Raw genomic sequence first — 17,483 nt, 5'->3', positions numbered from 1 at the left:
CAAGCGATGTTAGATCTCTCACACCATTGATGTCATCGCGGAAAGCGATAACATCAGGGGAAAGCGATAACATCAGGAATTAAAGCTGCCGAAATGCCATAGAATACCACTTGGATCATGTAGGAAAAACTCCCTACCCCATTCTAAGACTTGAATCTCCGAAAGCCTTACTTTGTCATACTTCTCTGTAAGGTTTCTAGCTTTAACGTCCTCAAAACAAGCATCTAAATCTTCAACTTCTAAAAAAAGCATGGAGTTATCGATCCAATCTTTGACATAAGCTTTCTGCAAGTAAAAAGCTAAATCTTCATTGACCTTAAATACGACCATATTATGCGAAATAGGAATTTCGGAGAACCCTAATTCTGTGTAGAATTGTCTGGATTCTTCGAAATCCTTAGCTCCTATGAATGAGCGAATACTTTTGCTTTTATAATTCATTACTTGCCTATTTTACTTGATCTGATGGTGATTTATATCTGACAGCAACTTCCTCGATCTGACAGCGCTCCAAGCGATGTTAGATCTTTGCTAGCAGCATTGATGTCATCGCGGAAAGCGCTAACATCATACGCCTACTACTTTACTCCGTCGCTCCATGAGTACATTGTCTTTCCAATCGCCATTCAGTTGGGAAACTTTTTCCCGAAAACCAATTTCTCTAAAACCACACTTTATATGCAAATTTATACTACCAATATTCTCGCGCATAATTCCAGACTGCAATGTCCACAATCCATTTTCTTCACTGATCTTAACCAATTGCTCAAGAATTCGCCTACCCACGCCCTGCCCTCTTGCATCTTGCCCAACATAAACACTTACTTCTGCAACTCCTCCGTAGACACATCGACTTGAAACTGGAGACAAACTGCCCCAACCAAGCATTTTTTCATTTTCATAAAGTGCTATCCTTCCGAATGGTAAGTGTCCTTTATCCCAATTCTTCCATTCTGGCGCACTTGTCTCAAAAGTTGCCATTCCTGTTGCAATCCCTTCTAAGTATATCGACGCAACTTGGGAATAATTTGTCTCATTGATTTCTTTAAACTCCATTAATTACCATTGTTAAAATCATTGATGTCATCGCGGAAAGCGCTAACATCAAGGCAATCAATCTGACAGCAACTGCCTCGATCTGACAGCGCTCCAAGCGATGTTAGATCTTTTCTCAAAACACTGATGTCATCGCGGAAAACGCTAACATCAGGAATTAACAGCAACCTCCGCCTGGTGTGCAAGAATTACTTGCCGCCATATTCGAAAGATCAAAAGCCGGTACGCCACATTCCTCTTTCGCTAGACAATCAGTAAATTTATTCGTCAATATAAAATGTTTTCCATTAAAGTCCAAACCATATTTCCCGATCGTTTCCCCTTGATACTCTACTTCAATATCTAGATTACCAATCGCTAACTTTTCTTGAGAAAGCTCAACGATCTTCAACATCTTTTCCGGGTGAAGTCTATGGTCGTAATCATCAGCATTCCATAATTGTAAGTTTGCAACTTCCTCATTTCGAATTTTACCACCGCAATCAATAAAATGCTTGCTTACCTTTCCAACTTCTGTTACATGAAAATGTGACGGCACCAAAGTTCCATCTGGCAATTCGAAAGCAATTTCTGTGTTCTGATTCAGGATATCTTTTAATTCATTGATCTTCATAACTCTTTAATTTTAATTCAAATTTTTAAAATAACTGCACTTCAACTTAATGAATTAGCAGCAAGAAAAACGTTTAAACATTCCGTTAAAAATGGTACTAACAATATCTAGCCTTTCCGTATTAATACAGTAGCAAACCTTCCTGCCTTCTACTTCGCCTTTAATAATTCCCTCTCGTTTCAGTTCCTTTAAATGTTGAGATATAGTCGACTGTGACAATCCTATTTCATCTACTATATCACCGCAAATGCATGAATTCACTTTTACTAAATGTTGGAGTATAGCAATTCGTGCAGGATGTCCTAAAGTCTTGGCGATCGAAGCAATTTCGTTCTGCTCTTTGGTAAATTTTTCTGTTTTCGAAGTACCCATAATTTTTAACTTATCGTAATATTACGATTAATTAACTAATAAATCTACCTTTTGTTTAAAATTTCTCATTTTTTAATTATTGAAGAGCAAGATCTTTGTATCGCATTTAATGATCGTATGGACTTGCGCGGTTTCAAAACGCATCACTTGATAGCCTCACTCCATGTGAGACCATCAGTGATCCTATGAGCTCACAAATTCCCTACAGGTACTGCTTCTGAAAAGCCGTCGGAGAGATGCCTACTTGATTTTTAAAGAAGCGACTGAAACTTGCGGGATCTTCGAATCCTAGTTCGAAAGATATTTCTTTAGAGGACTTATCTGAAAATCGAAGCAGGCGCTTTGATTCGATTACAATCCTATTTTTAATGACCTGAAGCGGTGGCATGTTATTGTACCTTGCGAATAAATTGGTCAATGACTTAGGAGACTTGTTCAACAATTCTGCATAATCCTGAACTTGGTGCATCTCCCGAAAATTGTTTTCCACGAGCATATTGAATGACCTTATCAAATCCGATTCCGTATCAACAATATCATCCGGAATAAATTGCTGCTTGCCGATCCTAGTGGTCAGAATTATCAACCTTTTCAAAAGCATTCTTAGCATTTCACCTTGAATATTATCGCTTTCTTCAAACTCATCTTCAAATATCTGAACCAAACCATCCAATTTCTTCTGATAGGTATGATCTAATTCGATAAACAACAATTCTCTATTACCATAAAACAAAAATCCAGCACAACTAACCTCTTTATCATGATCTACGATACAGTAGAATTCCCTATTGAACTGCCACACGATCAAGTCTTCGGCATTAGAAAATTCAAAGGTATTATTCGCCATCAATGGCAAAATCGTCTGAGCAGGAAAATTATAACTTACATCATCTATAATTGCTTCTTGAGCTTTTCCTCTGTTCCAGACTATCGTTAACAAGGCGTCGGAATTCCGAAGTACTTTTTTCCCAAAAGCAGTTTCCTCTTTTATTAGATGAAGGATGGAATCAATTTTGGAATCTGAATGGGTGTAGATCATATCATATAAAATTAGAAAAGAATCACAACTCTAACAGCTGCGATTCTTTTCAAGTTTAAAAAACGCTCTAACAAAACCTATTTTACTTCTATCTTATAATGTGGTGTCGGGTTAAGTGGACAGCTATATACATAACTTCCAGAAGTTAGATTTACAACTCCTGTGTATTGCGCTTCTCCTTTTTTCACTAATTCCGAAGAAAATGAATCTTTTAATGCCGTTTTCATCACATCTTTTCCTGCATCTTCTGCTTTCTGAATCACAAATCCTAAATCTTTGTCAACATCTTTGTTCACAATTCTAAACTGATATTTTCCTGGCGTCAATGAAAGATTGTTTGTTTCAAATTCTCCTTCTACTTGAGTCAATTCGATAATCGTTACATCTTTTTCAGACGTCTGTGCTTGTAAGTTTGTTCCTATAAATAAAACAGCTAAAAGGGTAAATAATTTAATGTATTTCATTTTATAAATTTTTAATTCGTTATTTAATACTGCAAAGATGCAGCGAAGAAAGGCTTAAAAGAATAGCAAAACTTCCTTTCGAAATGTCAATTTTACACCAGGCCAATTTTGATAAAGTTATATTGTAAAAATTAACAGCAAGATTTTTCGTTATAAGTAGAGATCAAGATTTAAAAGCTAACTAGACATTGACCAAAAAGATTCTAATTTCAATTACTATTCAGCAATAATTCAAATGAAAAATGTCTTAGCAATTTTCTTATTACTAAACTTCACACTTCTTCAAGGTCAACATCAAATTGCCTTAACAGATACTTTTATTTCAACATCTTTTTTGACATATATTCAACCTATCGCCGACAGCTTACCAGCAGAAATCGAGCAAAATATAGAATCCAAAAATTCAGTACAACATCGATATGTTCTAAAAGTAAATAGTATGTTCCCCTATCTAGATTCTGCCATACAGGAATTGTACAGACCAATTTATATGTACAGCTATCTTGACCCAATTAGTAAAGAGAAAAAGATTGAAATTATTAATAGCAATAAGCTTAAAAACAAAGCCTTTTCTGAATTAGACACACTAATTTTAAATTTTCAGCATAAGCAGGAAAGTAGCTATCTAAGCGCAAGTGTTGAATACCTTAATGTCAATGACCAATTTCTAAAATTCAAATTAAGTCATTTTCAATATGGATATGTTCCTGAATTACAAAAACACATTACGATTTGGCCTTATCACATGGGAGCTTCCATTGCAGTATCTGACTCGATAGCATTTAACTTTAATGACTTGGTATACTATTACAAAATAGCAGAAGATTTTTCATCTAATGATTCTGTTGTTTATTCGTTTGTTGATTACGATAAAGAAAATCGGACTATAAATCTCGCAAGTCAAAAGAAAGAAAGCAAAATTTATGGATATAAACCTAACACTTATATTGACACCTCATTCCACGTATCAGACAAGTTAACAGTCTTATATTTCGGTGGATATTGGTGTGGACCTTGCAAAGCCGAAAACCCTAAATTAATAAAAATGAATGAGCTTAGGGTTAAAGAAGATTTTGATCTAAAGACTTATTTGACTTACCAATCTGGAAAACTAAAGGAATCAGAAGAATACTATATTGAAAATTTACTCCCACTACAGATAAAGCATATAGAATTAGGTAAAGAAGCGCTTATCAGAAAATTACAAATCACAACTTTCCCCACCTATATCATTTTAGATAAAAACAATGCAATTTTATACAGATCGGATGGAAGCAAAATAGAAGCGCACACTTTTTTTGCTAAGCTTTTAAGAGAACGAAATATGTTATTGCAAGAATAATGAAACATTACTTCATTCTACATTTAACCAAAGGATACTTATATTCGGGCTAAACACAACCTACATGATTAGCAAGTTTCATAGCATTCGAATTAAAATTTTATTGTTTCTAATCTTAGCAAGCTGCGCACACTCTATTGCACAAATTTTACCAAGTAACAATGCGGCAGGCCTCCAACCCTGGACACAAAATGTCACTTATTGGCAATACCAAGGAGAACCCGTTCTGCTTCTAGGTGGCAGCAAGACCGATCACCTTTTCTTAGCGGATAATTTGTTAGAACATCTAGATGAAATTCAGGCAATCGGAGGGAATTACCTCCGAAATACAATGAGTCAACGAGAAGGGCTAGACCTAAAACCTTATCAACTACTAAGTGATGGCACTTTCGATCTCAATAAATGGAATGATGACTACTGGGATCGGTTCGAAAAAATGTTGAATTGGACCAAAGAAAGAGATATTATCGTGCAAATAGAAGTGTGGGATCGCTTTGATTATTCAAAGACGTTTTGGGAAATCAGTCCATGGAATCCAAGACTCAATAATAATTACACTTATGAAGAAGTAGGATTTGACGAAAAGTATCCTCAACATCCGTCAAGAGACAAGCAACCTTTCTTCCATACGATCCCAGGAATGAAATTGTACACCGAAAAACTAGATTTAATTCGAGCTTTTCAAGAAGCTTTCGTTAGCAAAATGCTGTCATATACGCTTAAATATAACCATGTCCTTTATTGCATGAACAATGAAACGACTACGGCTCCAGAATGGGGACGATACTGGATTGATTTCATCCAGAAAGAAGCTAAGCGAAATGGTGTTCAAGTCTATGTCACGGATATGTTTGACGATGCTTACCTAGGAGAAAAAGCGACTAAAAGTGCAGTCATTTTTGAAGATGCGGAACACTACCAATTTGCAGATATCTCTCAAGTTAATAGCCGAAATTTTGGTGATGATCACTGGAATGAGTTGTTATACCTCCTTAAGAAAGTAAATGAAAAACATCCGAGACCGAGTAACCACACGAAAATCTACGGCGGAGGCTATAAAGCCTTTGGAACTGGCGGCCTGGAGGATGGGGTTGAACGATTCTGGAGGAATATTCTGGCAGGTTCTGCAAGTTCCAGGTTTCACCGACCTGATGCAGGAAATGGGCTGAATGACCGAGCAATTGCGAGTATAAAAGCAGCCCGATTGCTAGAGCGTAAAATTAAATTATGGGATGTTTCGCCCCATATGGAATTACTTTCTGATCGAGAAGCGAATGAAGCATATCTCGCAGCTGTACCGGGAGAAAATTATGTTCTTTACTTTCCATACGACGGTGAAGTCAGTCTTGATCTTTCGGGAACTGAAAATGACTTTCAGATCGATTGGATTAGTATTACGGAGGGAATTTGGCTTCCTAAAGGTAGAGGAAAGCTAAAAGGAGGAGAAATAATCTCCATTAATGCTCCCTACAAAGGTGGCTGGATTGCTGTTATTACGAAAGCACAAGATGGGAAATGAAACGCAGAATAATGACGGTATTTCTTTTTTGATTGTCAATTTTACATCCTACCTTCGGACAATAACATTTGAAACTTCATAACAACATTTAAAATGAAAAATTTCACATTATCAAGTAACGACCTTCAGAGTCAAATGACTAAAAAACATGTTTTCGATGAATTCGGAGCAGGCGGCGAAAATTTATCTCCTCATTTAAAATGGGAAAATGCTCCTGAAGGAACAAAGAGCTTTTTGGTGATCTGTTATGATCCTGATGCACCTACCGTAAGTGGATGGTGGCATTGGTGTATTGCTAATATACCAGCAAGCATAACTGAATTTGAATCTGGAATCGAGGAATATCCAGAAAATGCTGTGCAAGGCTTAAATGATTACAACAAACTAGGCTATGATGGTGCGTGTCCTCCTCCAGGAGATCCTGCCCACGCTTATCATTTCACTGTTTATGCTTTAGACACGGAGGAATTAGATATCGAAGATGGGACGCAGCCAGCCATGATTATGTTTATGGCTAATGCACATATTTTAGCTAAGTCTACGATTACAAGTTATTATGGACGTTAGGTTTATACTTTGAAAAACCATTCAAGATTAAAAACTCTTTTAATTAGGGATATTTTTTTCACCTCCCATTATAAAAAGGAACTGAAAACAGTTTATATATCGTTTACATAATTGATATACTGTTTAAAATAGATTAACTTTAAACTATCAGGAATTAAAAAATCATTAGCCTTGGAAGTTAAAAATTTCATATCTAGAATTACCATTGACCAAAATATTTGTCATGGGAAACCTTGTGTAAGAGGTTTAAGATATCCGGTTCAATTTATTTTAGAGTTATTGGCTTCTGGAATGACACACCAAGAGATATTGGAAGATTATGAAGACTTAGAAGAGGAAGATCTATTGGCAAGCCTACAATTTGCTGCGGAACTTTCTAAAGTAAAAAATATAAGCAGTTTAGTTGCATGAAATTTATAGTTGATGCACATCTTCCCAAAAAGCTGTCTGAATTTTTAATAAATGAAGGTTTTGACAGTATTCACACACTTGATTTACCGAAAAAAATTGCCACAACAGATCAAGAGATTAATGAAATCTCAATTAAAGAGTCAAGAATTGTCATTTCTAAAGATTCAGATTTTTATCAGAGATACCTTAACAAATTATAGCCTTATAAATTACTTTTAATCTCAACAAGAAATATGAGCACAAAGGTTTTATTAAAGATTTTCAGTAATAATCTAGAAGAAATATCACACAATTATGTTGTTGAAGTCACAAAAAACTCATTAATAACTATCTTTTAAGCCTATTTCTTTAATACCTTTTCTATATGGAAAAATACGATGTAATTGTTATTGGCGCGGGAAGTGCTGGACTTGGAAACTCGGGTGTAGCAAATACCATTGGGTTAAAAACAGTTTTGATAGAAAAAGATCCTGATCATTTCGGAGGAGATTGCACCAATTATGGCTGCGTTCCCAGCAAAGCAGTTATACACATCGCTCAACACTTCCACGAAGCTAAAAAGGCCACCCAGTTTGGATTAAAAATAGAGGGAAAGGCGGACATGAAAAAGGTACTTTCGTATGTTCACGAAAAGCAAAAGGTAATAAGAGATGGTGAAAATGCGGATGCTTTGCGTAATCAAGGATATGAAGTAATCATTGGCGAAGCCAAACTAACTGGGAAGAATACAGTTGAGGTCAATGGTAAAAAATTAGAAGCCAAGATCATATTACTTTGTACTGGTTCAAGTCCGCGAATGATCGATATTCCAGGCGCTGATCAAATCAAAATGTATACGAATGAAACGCTGTTTTTCGACTGTGAAGAACTACCTGAAAACTTTGTAGTTATTGGAGGTGGACCGATCGGATGTGAAATGGGACAGGCATTTGCAAGGCTCGGAAGCAAAGTGACCATCGTAAATCGTGGTGACCGAATCCTGGATAAAGAACAACCTAAGATTTCTGCGGTTTTACAAGCTCAATTCGAAGCAGAAGGCATCGATGTATTCTGTAACGCGACGGTTAAATCATTTTCAGATGGGAAAGCACATATTGAATTCAAAGACGGTTCTACAAAATCAATTCCTGCTGATGCCGCATTAATGGCAATTGGTCGTGTTGTCAATACTAAAAACTTAGGTCTTGAAAATGCAGGTGTAGAATTGACGGAAAGAGGAAAGATCAAAGTTGATGAATATATGCAGACAACCAATCCGAAGGTTTATGCCATAGGAGATGCCGCTGGAACGTACATGCTTTCTCATGGAGCGGAAAAGATGGTTCGACAGCTTTGGAGAAACTTATTGATTCCTGTTTTCAAAGTCAAGAACACAAAAGAAGACTTGAGCTGGGTGACATTCACGGATCCACAAGTAGCACATTTTGGATATACCGAACCGGAAATGGATGAAAAAAAGATCAGTTACTACCGTCAAGACCAGTCCTTCGATCACGACGACAGAGCTATTATTCAAGAATACCAATATGGCCACACTTCTTTGTGGATGGAAAACAAATCTAATGTTCGAAGTAGAAAACTTCTCGCAGGAAGTATGATTTCGCCTATTGCAGGGGAGCTTCTGCAGGAAATGCAACTGGCAAAGCATGCGGGCATTCCTATTTCTAAAATCGAAAGTCGTGTCTACCCTTATCCTGTTCAATCTAGAATTAATCAAAAAACGATTAGAGGCGTGATCTCTTCAGCGCGTTCAGAGTTCAAAACTAAATTGGGTAGAATAGCTTTCAGGTTGTTTCATTAAGAAATTACGACTTATGACTCAAGACTCCTGACTTCCGACTCCCGACTTAGGACTCAAGACTCAAGACTTATGACTACCTCACACCAAACTCATAAATCGTCTTCGTTTGATAAACATCTTCTGGCCTCAAGACGGTACTTGGAAAATTTGCCTTGTTAGGACTATCTGGAAAGTGCTGCGTTTCTAGACACATTCCTTTATGCTTGTTGATCATCTCTCCGTTTTTACCTTCCAGTGTTCCATTTAAGAAGTTACCTGAATAAAACTGGATACCTGGCTCTTCGGTATAAACTTTTACAAATCTTCCAGAACCTTCGTGATATATTTCAGCCGAAACATGATTTATATCCGGCGCATTCAAAACAAAATTATGGTCATATCCACCTGCATTAACCAATTGCTCGTTATCTTGCTCAATATCCTTACCGATAACCTTCATTGACCTAAAATCAAATGGTGTTCCATCCACATCAGCAAGTTCTCCTGTAGGTATTAATGTAGCATCAATAGCTGTCATTTTATCGGCATCGATTCTCAATTTATGATCCAAAATCGTACTCTCACCTCCTAAATTAAAATAAGAATGGTTCGTCAGATTAATCACCGTAGCCTTATCTGTTGTTGCAGTATATTCGATGTGTAACTTATTGTCATTATCTAATTTGAATTTCACTTCCACTTCAAGATTCCCTGGATAACCCTCTTCCATATCCTTGCTAAGGAGGGAAAGTTTTAATTCTTCTCCTTCTACTTTTGCATTCCACACTCTCTTGTCAAAACCCTTAATCCCTCCATGAAGGTGATTCGGACCATTATTAGTTGCCAATTTATATTCTTCGCCTTCTAGTGTGTATTTCCCATTCCCAATTCTATTCCCATACCTACCAATGGTCGCACCAAAATAAGGATGGATCTGTTCATATCCACTCAAACTATCAAATCCTATAGTAATATCCGAGACCTTCCCATTTTTATCTGGGACCAAAATAGATTGGATAATTCCACCGTAATTGGTGATCTTAACCATTAAACCATTATCGTTGGACAAGGTAAATATCTGGGCATTGCCGTACTTTTCACTTTTGATTTTATTCACAGAATTCGAATTACATGCTAATAGAAATAAAAATAAAACTAGAAATTTCCCATAAGAATAGTGCTTTAGTGATTAAGTTTTGAAAAATAAACCTAACCAAATGCATTTCAAAAAGATTCTTAACTTGTTTTTTGAGATTACACCTCATGCAAAGTGAAAGAGACATATAATACATCTTTACATAAAATAGTGCTTCCCCTAAGTGAAGAGTTCTTAAAGTTTTTCTAAATTTATATATGGAAAATTTATAGTAGAATTAATCTTTTTTAACTAAACAATACACACTAATGAAACAAATTGCAACACTTTTATTGCTTATTACATTTGCTATGGTATCCATTGCGCAAGATACTAGAGTCGCCGAAATCGATGAAAACGGAAATATTACTGTAAAGAAATTAAATATCCCTTTCGATCATCAGGCGCAGACGAGGTCAACTTTCACACAATTAGAAGGATTCCCGTTTATTTCTCTGGCGCACCCTAGTTTTAAAAATTTCAGAAATGTATCTATTGCCGATCTCGATGATGATGGCACTTCTGAAATAGCCGTTTGCTTAAACCAAACACTTTATGTTCTCAGTTCAGCGGGACAAGTTCTGTGGTCATATCAACTAGAAGGTACATCTAATTTCCCACCTGCTATCGCCGATATAGACTTAGATGGCGACTTAGAAATTGCAGTTCAGACTTATGGTGTTCCTGTCACTGGAAATGTATATCTCTTCGATCACAAAGGAAACTTGCAAGAAGGGTGGCCCCTAAATCTTAGCAATCATTTCTTTCTAAATGGAATCACACTTGCTGATATTAATGGTGATGGTCCGTTAGAAATCATTGCTTCAGAAAGAATTTCTGGATCATCTGGTCAGGTTCATGCCTTAGATCACTCAGCAGTTTCAATCAGTGAAAACTGGCCAGTTGCTGTTCCTGGTACTCCAGCTTTTACGCCTTCCGTAGCGGATATTAATAGCGATGGCGTTATGGAATTGGTCACTTGCTCTACTACTGCGCTGTATGTTTTTGATGCGGAAGGACAAGTTATTCCTGGATTTCCTCTAGAAGAAGTAGGAGCTAAATTCTCTTATCAATCACCAGTTCTTGCAGATCTAGATGGTGATGACAACATGGAAATCATAACAGCAAGACATAACGACATCCCTGGAACCATCGTAGTTGGTGCTGATGGTGAATACTTTAAAAATTGGCCAGATTATGACAACATCTGGACTTATGCGACTCCGGCTGTAGGTGATATAGATCGTGATGGTGACTTAGAAGTTTTTTACGGTAGACCTTACACTTCTGATTTAGTAGAAGGTGGAATACTATTAGGTTACGACCATGAGGGCAACGCATTGGATGGCTTTCCTATTCAAGGGTATGCAGGATCAGAAGGTGTTATTTCTATTGCTGATGTCGATGATGATGGAGATTTTGAGATTATCACAGGTTCGAAGACAAGTGTAGATGGAAATGGATTCATTCATGCTTATCATGTCGAAACTCAGGAGGAAGTTGAAAATTTCCCAATAGAAGTTAAAGGATTCACATTTACTAATGGAGCATATCTTTCAGATGTAAATAATGATGGTATGTTGGATTTAACAGCACTATCTTATCAGTTGAAATTTAATGGTGCAAGTCCTGATTCTGCATTTATTAATGTGTTTGACTTAGAAGTTCCTTACAATGGCTCCACGATTCTATTCAATGGATATAAAGGTTCAACGAGTCATGCGGGAGATTATGTTACTACTTTATCTTCTGTGAGTAACGCATTACCTAAAGAAACATTAGAGATTTCACCAAACCCAACAAAGTATTCGCTATTAATCAATAGAGAACTGAACAACCTTCCGTTTTCAATTTTTAATGCGGAAGGGAAATTAATAAATTCTGGAAAAGTAAATAATTATTCTATTGATGTTGCAAGCCTAAATAGTGGTATTTATTATTTAAAAGTAAAGAATGAGATCGTCAAATTTATAAAAATAGATTAGTGTGCTAGACCTCTAGCATTTTTCACCCACAATTTCATGGTATCACATCCCGTGAGGCTTTGAAATTGTGGGAATATTTAAGGTACTTAAATACAAGGTCCTTTAACAGTGTGAAAATCAAGTTTGTCTTATCTATTAATCCTCATCCTTTTAAAGAATAATGTCCATAGGACCTTGGGATTTAACCCGAGATTAAATTATTTCTCACACTGAAGTTTGAAGTCCTAATTTTCCAAAAACATGAAAGACTCTGGACTTAAGACTTAAGACTCACGACTTAAGACTCACAACTCAAGACTCACGACTCAAGACTAACAACAAATTTATATATCTTTGACCGCAACAAAAATTACAAAAACCTGTTTTTATAGCCTATATGTCCGAATCTAAAGGAAACAAATTTGACTGGGAAATACTAAAACGCATCCTGAAACTGGCGAAGCCCTACAAAGGATTATTCATTTCCGTAGGTATTCTTGCTGTTGTAATTGCACCGATTTCGGCAATTAGACCTTACCTTATCAATATTATTGTCGATGATCATATCTTCAACAACGATATTCCAGGATTAATCAGAATGTCCCTCATATTCGTAGCCGCCGTTTTAGCCGCTGTGATTCTGCAATACATTTTTATCTATTCTGTGAATCTACTTGGTCAGCAAGTCATCAGAGATCTCAGGGTTCGCGTGTTCAATCATATTCTTTCTCTTAAATTGAGATTTTTTGATACTACTCCCATTGGAACAATTACTACCCGAACGATTAATGATGTAGAAGCGATCAATAATGTATTCGCACAAGGTGTTGTCACCATCGTCGCAGATATTCTAAGTATTTTCGCAGTTCTAGGTTTGATGTTTTTCACCTCTGTAAAATTGACATTGATATGTCTAATTACGATGCCATTAATGATGCTCGCTACTTATGTTTTCAAGGAAAAAGTGAAAGCAAGCTATCAAAATGTAAGAACGCAAATCAGTAAAATGAATGCCTTCCTGAACGAGAGAATTACAGGAATGAGAATCGTTCAGATTTTCAATGCTGAGAAGCAAGAACGCGAAAAATTCAAAAAAATCAATAGAGATTATACAAAAGCTAACCTTAATGCCATACTCTATTATGCCGTCTTCTATCCAGTGGTGGAAATTATCTCTGCACTTTCACTTGCACTTTTGGTCTGGTGGGGAGCTGGAGGTTATATATCTGGCAGTGTTTCATTCGGTGCGCTAGTCGCTTTCCCGATGTATCTAGACTTGCTTTTCAGACCGATTAGAATGTTAGCGGATAAATTCAATACCCTTCAGATGGGAATGGTCGCTGCGGACAGAGTATTCAAGGTGCTCGACAATACAGATAAAATAGAAAACAAAGGAAATATATACATTGAGAAGCTAGAAGGCGATATCAAATTTGATGATGTTTCTTTTTCATATGATGATGAAAATTATGTGCTTCACGATATCAATTTCGAAGTCAAAGAAGGTAGCACATTGGCCATCGTAGGAAGTACGGGTTCCGGGAAGTCAACCATTATAAATATCCTGAACAGGTTCTATGAAATTCAGAAAGGGACCATTTCTATTAATGGAACCGATATTCGAGAATTTAATCTGGACAGTTTACGATCCAGAATAGCAATTGTGCTGCAAGATGTTTTCCTATTCAATGGGAATGTTTACGAAAATATTTCACTCCGAAATGAGGATATTAGTAAGGAGAAAATAGAACAAGCTGCTAAATCTATAGGAGCTGACGCATTCCTCGAAAATCTGCCAGATGGATATGACTACAAAGTAATGGAGCGCGGTGCTAATCTGAGCATGGGACAGCGCCAACTTATTTCTTTCGTAAGAGCACTCGTTTTCGATCCTGATATCTTGATTCTGGATGAAGCAACTTCTTCGATCGATACCGAAACGGAGGCCATTATTCAGAATGCCATAGAGAAGTTAATCCAAAAAAGAACCTCTATCATAATCGCGCACAGACTTAGTACCATTCGAAATGCGGATAAAATTTTGGTCTTAGATAAAGGATATATCAAAGAATTCGGCAGTCATGATGAATTAATGAAGATAGAAGATGGTCATTATCGAAATATGATCGAAATGCAGTTCGTCGAAATGCATTAATAGATATAGTCGAAAAAGCTATCTTTCAGTGTGAGAATTCTAATTATTTTCATCAACTTACTCTTTGTATCGAATTGTTTTTCGGTTGACTTAGTGTTTTCTCAAGCATTAACCCAAGATGTATATTCATCCATCGTACCTTTTAATTATTATCAATCTCTAATTATTCTTAAAGCGAAAATCGGTGATCAAGAAGGAAACTTTATTCTTGATACTGGTGCCAATGGATTAGTCCTCAACAGTCAATATTTTTCGCCAACATCCGTTTCCAATCATACAGCATATGGCATTTCAGGAGAAGTATCTAAAATCGGAAAATCCGAAGTAGAAGAAATGGAAATGGAACAATTGGTATTTCATGATTTAGAAGCGGAAAACATTGACCTAACCGAAATAGAAAATAAAAAGAACATTAAAATTCTCGGATTAATCGGCTACGACGTGATCAAAGATTATGAGATCATGCTAAACTATCGAGAAAGGTATGTTACTTTTTCTAAACTAGATGATCAAGGGGAGATGATCTTAAAACTACCGCATACTCAAGAAAAAATAGATAGTTTTTCTTTTACACTAGGAAACTTCATCCCCGTTATCGAAGTTAAAATAGGAGATGAATCGAAGCGAATGGGAATTGATACTGGAGCAGAGTATAATGTCTTAGATAATAAAAGAAATCGAAACGTGCTGGAGAACTTTAAAGTCATCAATCGTATAAATATATCTGGGGCCGATGGAAAACAAAAGCAAGCATTAGCAGGCATATTATATAGACTGAAATTGAGTGAAAAATATAAGTGCGCATCTATGGCAACGATCTTAACGAACATGAATTATTTAAATCAAATATATGGGACGAACTTAGATGGCATCTTAGGACATGGTTTTCTTGCACCTTGGATTTTCAGTATTAATTATAAGCAGAAAAAGATATACCTTCACAAAATCTATTATGGACGAACATAGCAAAAGGTTACTGACATACTTGATTCTCTTTCTTTTGCCAATTTTGACTTATGGGCAGACAGGTGGCGTGACGCTTACGATAAAAGGTGACATGGTTGTTTTTCAATGCTCTAGCGACAAGCTTGATTCTTTGTATGCAGAAAAATTTTCTTTAGTTCATGACTTTGATTCTCTAAAATTATCTCAAGCGATTCAATCTAAATCCAGCTTTGAAAAGCTTGCCAATCAATGGACTTTTCATTATATACAAGGCAACGTTTTCGAGCTTAGAAAACCTTTAGATGACTTCGAGGAAGAGTATGATCCTTTCGATAAGTACTTGCTATTCACTGAATACTGGCAAAGCCCTCGATCCCAATTAGATACGACTACTACTCAACCAAAAATACCTTTCCAAATTACGGAAGAAGGAAATGCACGGTTTTTCCTAAAGGGGAACCAACGAGCTGAAAAAGTAATTCTAGCTGGAACTTTTAACCACTGGAATGAAGAAGAAATCAGTATGATTCAAGTAGATAATGGATGGCAGATAGATCTAGAATTAGCTCCTGGCATTTATGAATACAAATTCATAATTGATGGCAAATGGACTCATGATGTTCTTAACTCTCTCAAATTAAGAAATGAACATCAGACATGGAATTCGATCCTTTTAATCGGAGAAAAAATTAAATTCTCATTCACTTCAGATGAAAATATCAGAAAGGTTTTTCTTGCTGGTAGTTTTAACAATTGGGATGATCAAAGCATTCCCTTAGAAAAGAATGGAAATACCTGGACTACAACTTTAGAACTACCACCAGGCAAACATTATTATAAGTTTATCGTTGGTCGTGAGTGGGTTTTAGACCCTGAAAATGACTTAATGGAGGTAGATAATGAAGGGATTTCTAATTCAGTATTGATCATAAACTAAAAAAGTGGTCATCTATTACGAATGACCACTCCTTTACTAATACGATATGATTTATTTTAAAATATTAATTTTTTGATTTAGTAATACATTCTGATTACTTCCTAGAATTCTTAGTATATACATACCATTATCTAAATCAGCAACTGAAACATTACTATTGTTTGAAACCATTCCGTTTTTAACCAATTGGCCTAACTCGTTGTACAACTGAAATTTCGCCTCTTCATCCAACTCTCTCGATGAAGTTTTGATCACAATGTGATCACTCGCTGGATTCGGGAATACATAATAATCACCATTAGCTCTAAAATCCAGTGTTCTTACATCAGAATATTCGAATGCTCCATTCAGGTCAACTTGTTTCAATCTATAGAAATTGATACCTGTAAAAGGCGCTCTATCTACAAAGTCATAGGTTGACAAGTCGGAAGTAGTACCAGCTCCTAGCACAACACCAATCTTTTCAAAGTTTTTTCCATCGTTAGAACTTTCAACTTCAAAATGCAAGTTGTTTAATTCACTAGAAGTTGCCCAATGCAGCATTCCATAGTCTTTTTCTTTCTCTGCTTCGAACTTAGTTAGTTCTACAGGTAGTAAAGAGCACGATGTAAATGAATTATTTAATGTCAAGCAGGTTTCTGTGGCCACATCATCATAAGTTACATCTGAAAAAGTTACCGTAGTCGTTAGCGCTCCTCCCGCTTGACTTCCACCTACACATATCATTTCTCCATTCAGAGCTCCTGGTGGTGTATTAGCCTCCACAGCAAAACATATTGTATGTACAGTTGCAGGCACATTTGCAACCATGTTAAACGAACCCTCTATTCCAGCTACACGCCATGCACCTTGACTCTCTTCCAAATCCGTATCCTGAGCACCATTACTCATTATGCATGAGTTATCTCCATCTCCTGAATTATCATTAAGAGCCAAATTGTCCCTAGATAACTTACTCTGATCATAAGTTACCCAAATATTATAAGCCTTTAATTCCTTAGCTTCCGAAATCGTCATTACAATGTCGACACACAACACATCATTTTCACAATCTGTTGCTAAACCACATGCACCTCCTGATTCCTCTAGATTAATTGTTAATACCTGTCCAAACAAATTACCTATAGGTAGCGTTAAGGTGATGATTATTATTAGTGTTTTTATACTTTTCATAGTTCTTTTCT

Annotated in this window: 18 protein-coding genes; 10 read left to right on the top strand and 8 right to left on the bottom strand. The window is 36.3% G+C overall.

Going from position 1 to position 17,483, the window contains the following annotated elements; translation table 11 throughout:
- Positions 1 to 72: 72 nt before the first annotated feature.
- From L2586_RS00845 to L2586_RS00820, 6 genes are all read right to left on the bottom strand, one after another.
- On the bottom strand, positions 73 to 441 hold the full coding sequence (locus L2586_RS00845) for a VOC family protein (RefSeq protein ID WP_235290863.1): 369 nt from the start codon (positions 439 to 441) through the stop codon (positions 73 to 75).
- 126 nt (positions 442 to 567) lie between these two features.
- Entirely contained in the window at positions 568 to 1,056 is a 489-nt protein-coding gene (locus tag L2586_RS00840) for a GNAT family N-acetyltransferase (protein ID WP_235290862.1), read from the bottom strand.
- 157 nt (positions 1,057 to 1,213) lie between these two features.
- Complete coding sequence (locus tag L2586_RS00835) at positions 1,214 to 1,669, bottom strand: DUF6428 family protein (protein ID WP_235290861.1); 456 nt, start codon at positions 1,667 to 1,669, stop codon at positions 1,214 to 1,216.
- A 54-nt stretch (positions 1,670 to 1,723) separates the two neighbouring features.
- Positions 1,724 to 2,041, bottom strand: coding sequence for an ArsR/SmtB family transcription factor (locus L2586_RS00830; protein WP_235290860.1), 318 nt, complete (start codon positions 2,039 to 2,041; stop codon positions 1,724 to 1,726).
- A 202-nt stretch (positions 2,042 to 2,243) separates the two neighbouring features.
- On the bottom strand, positions 2,244 to 3,080 hold the full coding sequence (locus L2586_RS00825; RefSeq protein WP_235290859.1) for a helix-turn-helix domain-containing protein: 837 nt from the start codon (positions 3,078 to 3,080) through the stop codon (positions 2,244 to 2,246).
- 77 nt (positions 3,081 to 3,157) lie between these two features.
- Entirely contained in the window at positions 3,158 to 3,544 is a 387-nt protein-coding gene (locus tag L2586_RS00820) for a hypothetical protein (RefSeq protein ID WP_235290858.1), read from the bottom strand.
- Positions 3,545 to 3,779: 235 nt separating this feature from the next.
- On the opposite strand from L2586_RS00820, the gene L2586_RS00815 reads away from it, so the two are divergent.
- From L2586_RS00815 to L2586_RS00790, 6 genes are all read left to right on the top strand, one after another.
- The gene (locus L2586_RS00815) at positions 3,780 to 4,886 is read left to right on the top strand and encodes a TlpA family protein disulfide reductase (protein WP_235290857.1); all 1,107 of its coding nucleotides are present in this window, start codon (positions 3,780 to 3,782) and stop codon (positions 4,884 to 4,886) included.
- 64 nt (positions 4,887 to 4,950) lie between these two features.
- Complete coding sequence (locus L2586_RS00810; protein WP_235290856.1) at positions 4,951 to 6,405, top strand: hypothetical protein; 1,455 nt, start codon at positions 4,951 to 4,953, stop codon at positions 6,403 to 6,405.
- 93 nt (positions 6,406 to 6,498) lie between these two features.
- Complete coding sequence (locus L2586_RS00805; protein ID WP_235290855.1) at positions 6,499 to 6,972, top strand: YbhB/YbcL family Raf kinase inhibitor-like protein; 474 nt, start codon at positions 6,499 to 6,501, stop codon at positions 6,970 to 6,972.
- Positions 6,973 to 7,143: 171 nt separating this feature from the next.
- Positions 7,144 to 7,383: a DUF433 domain-containing protein gene (locus L2586_RS00800; RefSeq protein ID WP_235290854.1), complete on the top strand. Its 240-nt coding sequence runs from the start codon at positions 7,144 to 7,146 to the stop codon at positions 7,381 to 7,383.
- Entirely contained in the window at positions 7,380 to 7,583 is a 204-nt protein-coding gene (locus L2586_RS00795; protein ID WP_235290853.1) for a DUF5615 family PIN-like protein, read from the top strand. The genes L2586_RS00800 and L2586_RS00795 overlap by 4 nt, the downstream gene beginning before the upstream one ends.
- A gap of 164 nt (positions 7,584 to 7,747) precedes the next feature.
- Complete coding sequence (locus L2586_RS00790; protein ID WP_235290852.1) at positions 7,748 to 9,184, top strand: dihydrolipoyl dehydrogenase family protein; 1,437 nt, start codon at positions 7,748 to 7,750, stop codon at positions 9,182 to 9,184.
- Between the two features lie 73 nt (positions 9,185 to 9,257).
- Here L2586_RS00790 and L2586_RS00785 read toward each other — a convergent pair whose 3' ends face one another.
- Positions 9,258 to 10,280: an aldose epimerase family protein gene (locus L2586_RS00785; RefSeq protein ID WP_235290851.1), complete on the bottom strand. Its 1,023-nt coding sequence runs from the start codon at positions 10,278 to 10,280 to the stop codon at positions 9,258 to 9,260.
- Between the two features lie 287 nt (positions 10,281 to 10,567).
- Between L2586_RS00785 and L2586_RS00780 the strand changes: the two genes are divergently transcribed.
- From L2586_RS00780 to L2586_RS00765, 4 genes are all read left to right on the top strand, one after another.
- Complete coding sequence (locus L2586_RS00780; RefSeq protein ID WP_235290850.1) at positions 10,568 to 12,283, top strand: FG-GAP-like repeat-containing protein; 1,716 nt, start codon at positions 10,568 to 10,570, stop codon at positions 12,281 to 12,283.
- Between the two features lie 376 nt (positions 12,284 to 12,659).
- Positions 12,660 to 14,417 (top strand): ABC transporter ATP-binding protein, encoded by a 1,758-nt coding sequence (locus L2586_RS00775; protein WP_235290849.1) that lies wholly within the window; start codon positions 12,660 to 12,662, stop codon positions 14,415 to 14,417.
- Positions 14,418 to 14,447: 30 nt separating this feature from the next.
- A complete protein-coding gene (locus tag L2586_RS00770; protein ID WP_235290848.1) occupies positions 14,448 to 15,383 on the top strand; it encodes a retropepsin-like aspartic protease in 936 nt (311 codons plus the stop codon).
- Entirely contained in the window at positions 15,370 to 16,299 is a 930-nt protein-coding gene (locus L2586_RS00765) for a hypothetical protein (RefSeq protein ID WP_235290847.1), read from the top strand. Before L2586_RS00770 ends, L2586_RS00765 begins: the two co-directional genes overlap by 14 nt.
- A 51-nt stretch (positions 16,300 to 16,350) precedes the next feature.
- Here L2586_RS00765 and L2586_RS00760 read toward each other — a convergent pair whose 3' ends face one another.
- A complete protein-coding gene (locus L2586_RS00760) occupies positions 16,351 to 17,472 on the bottom strand; it encodes a T9SS type A sorting domain-containing protein (protein ID WP_235290846.1) in 1,122 nt (373 codons plus the stop codon).
- Positions 17,473 to 17,483 lie beyond the last annotated feature (11 nt).

Source organism: Portibacter lacus, assembly GCF_021533215.1.
Classification (GTDB): domain Bacteria; phylum Bacteroidota; class Bacteroidia; order Chitinophagales; family Saprospiraceae; genus Portibacter; species Portibacter lacus.
The sequence above is the reverse complement of the archived record's forward strand: the minus strand, read 5'-3'. Positions and strand labels throughout refer to the sequence as shown.

What these genes read in the sequence shown, in the direction of transcription:
- L2586_RS00845 (WP_235290863.1), bottom strand. Translation starts at nt 441, where the DNA reads ATGAATTATAAAAGCAAAAGTATTCGCTCATTCATAGGAGCTAAGGAT.
- L2586_RS00840 (WP_235290862.1), bottom strand. Translation starts at nt 1,056, where the DNA reads ATGGAGTTTAAAGAAATCAATGAGACAAATTATTCCCAAGTTGCGTCG.
- L2586_RS00835 (WP_235290861.1), bottom strand. Translation starts at nt 1,669, where the DNA reads ATGAAGATCAATGAATTAAAAGATATCCTGAATCAGAACACAGAAATT.
- L2586_RS00830 (WP_235290860.1), bottom strand. Translation starts at nt 2,041, where the DNA reads ATGGGTACTTCGAAAACAGAAAAATTTACCAAAGAGCAGAACGAAATT.
- L2586_RS00825 (WP_235290859.1), bottom strand. Translation starts at nt 3,080, where the DNA reads ATGATCTACACCCATTCAGATTCCAAAATTGATTCCATCCTTCATCTA.
- L2586_RS00820 (WP_235290858.1), bottom strand. Translation starts at nt 3,544, where the DNA reads ATGAAATACATTAAATTATTTACCCTTTTAGCTGTTTTATTTATAGGA.
- L2586_RS00815 (WP_235290857.1), top strand. Translation starts at nt 3,780, where the DNA reads ATGAAAAATGTCTTAGCAATTTTCTTATTACTAAACTTCACACTTCTT.
- L2586_RS00810 (WP_235290856.1), top strand. Translation starts at nt 4,951, where the DNA reads ATGATTAGCAAGTTTCATAGCATTCGAATTAAAATTTTATTGTTTCTA.
- L2586_RS00805 (WP_235290855.1), top strand. Translation starts at nt 6,499, where the DNA reads ATGAAAAATTTCACATTATCAAGTAACGACCTTCAGAGTCAAATGACT.
- L2586_RS00795 (WP_235290853.1), top strand. Translation starts at nt 7,380, where the DNA reads ATGAAATTTATAGTTGATGCACATCTTCCCAAAAAGCTGTCTGAATTT.
- L2586_RS00790 (WP_235290852.1), top strand. Translation starts at nt 7,748, where the DNA reads ATGGAAAAATACGATGTAATTGTTATTGGCGCGGGAAGTGCTGGACTT.
- L2586_RS00780 (WP_235290850.1), top strand. Translation starts at nt 10,568, where the DNA reads ATGAAACAAATTGCAACACTTTTATTGCTTATTACATTTGCTATGGTA.
- L2586_RS00775 (WP_235290849.1), top strand. Translation starts at nt 12,660, where the DNA reads ATGTCCGAATCTAAAGGAAACAAATTTGACTGGGAAATACTAAAACGC.
- L2586_RS00765 (WP_235290847.1), top strand. Translation starts at nt 15,370, where the DNA reads ATGGACGAACATAGCAAAAGGTTACTGACATACTTGATTCTCTTTCTT.
- L2586_RS00760 (WP_235290846.1), bottom strand. Translation starts at nt 17,472, where the DNA reads ATGAAAAGTATAAAAACACTAATAATAATCATCACCTTAACGCTACCT.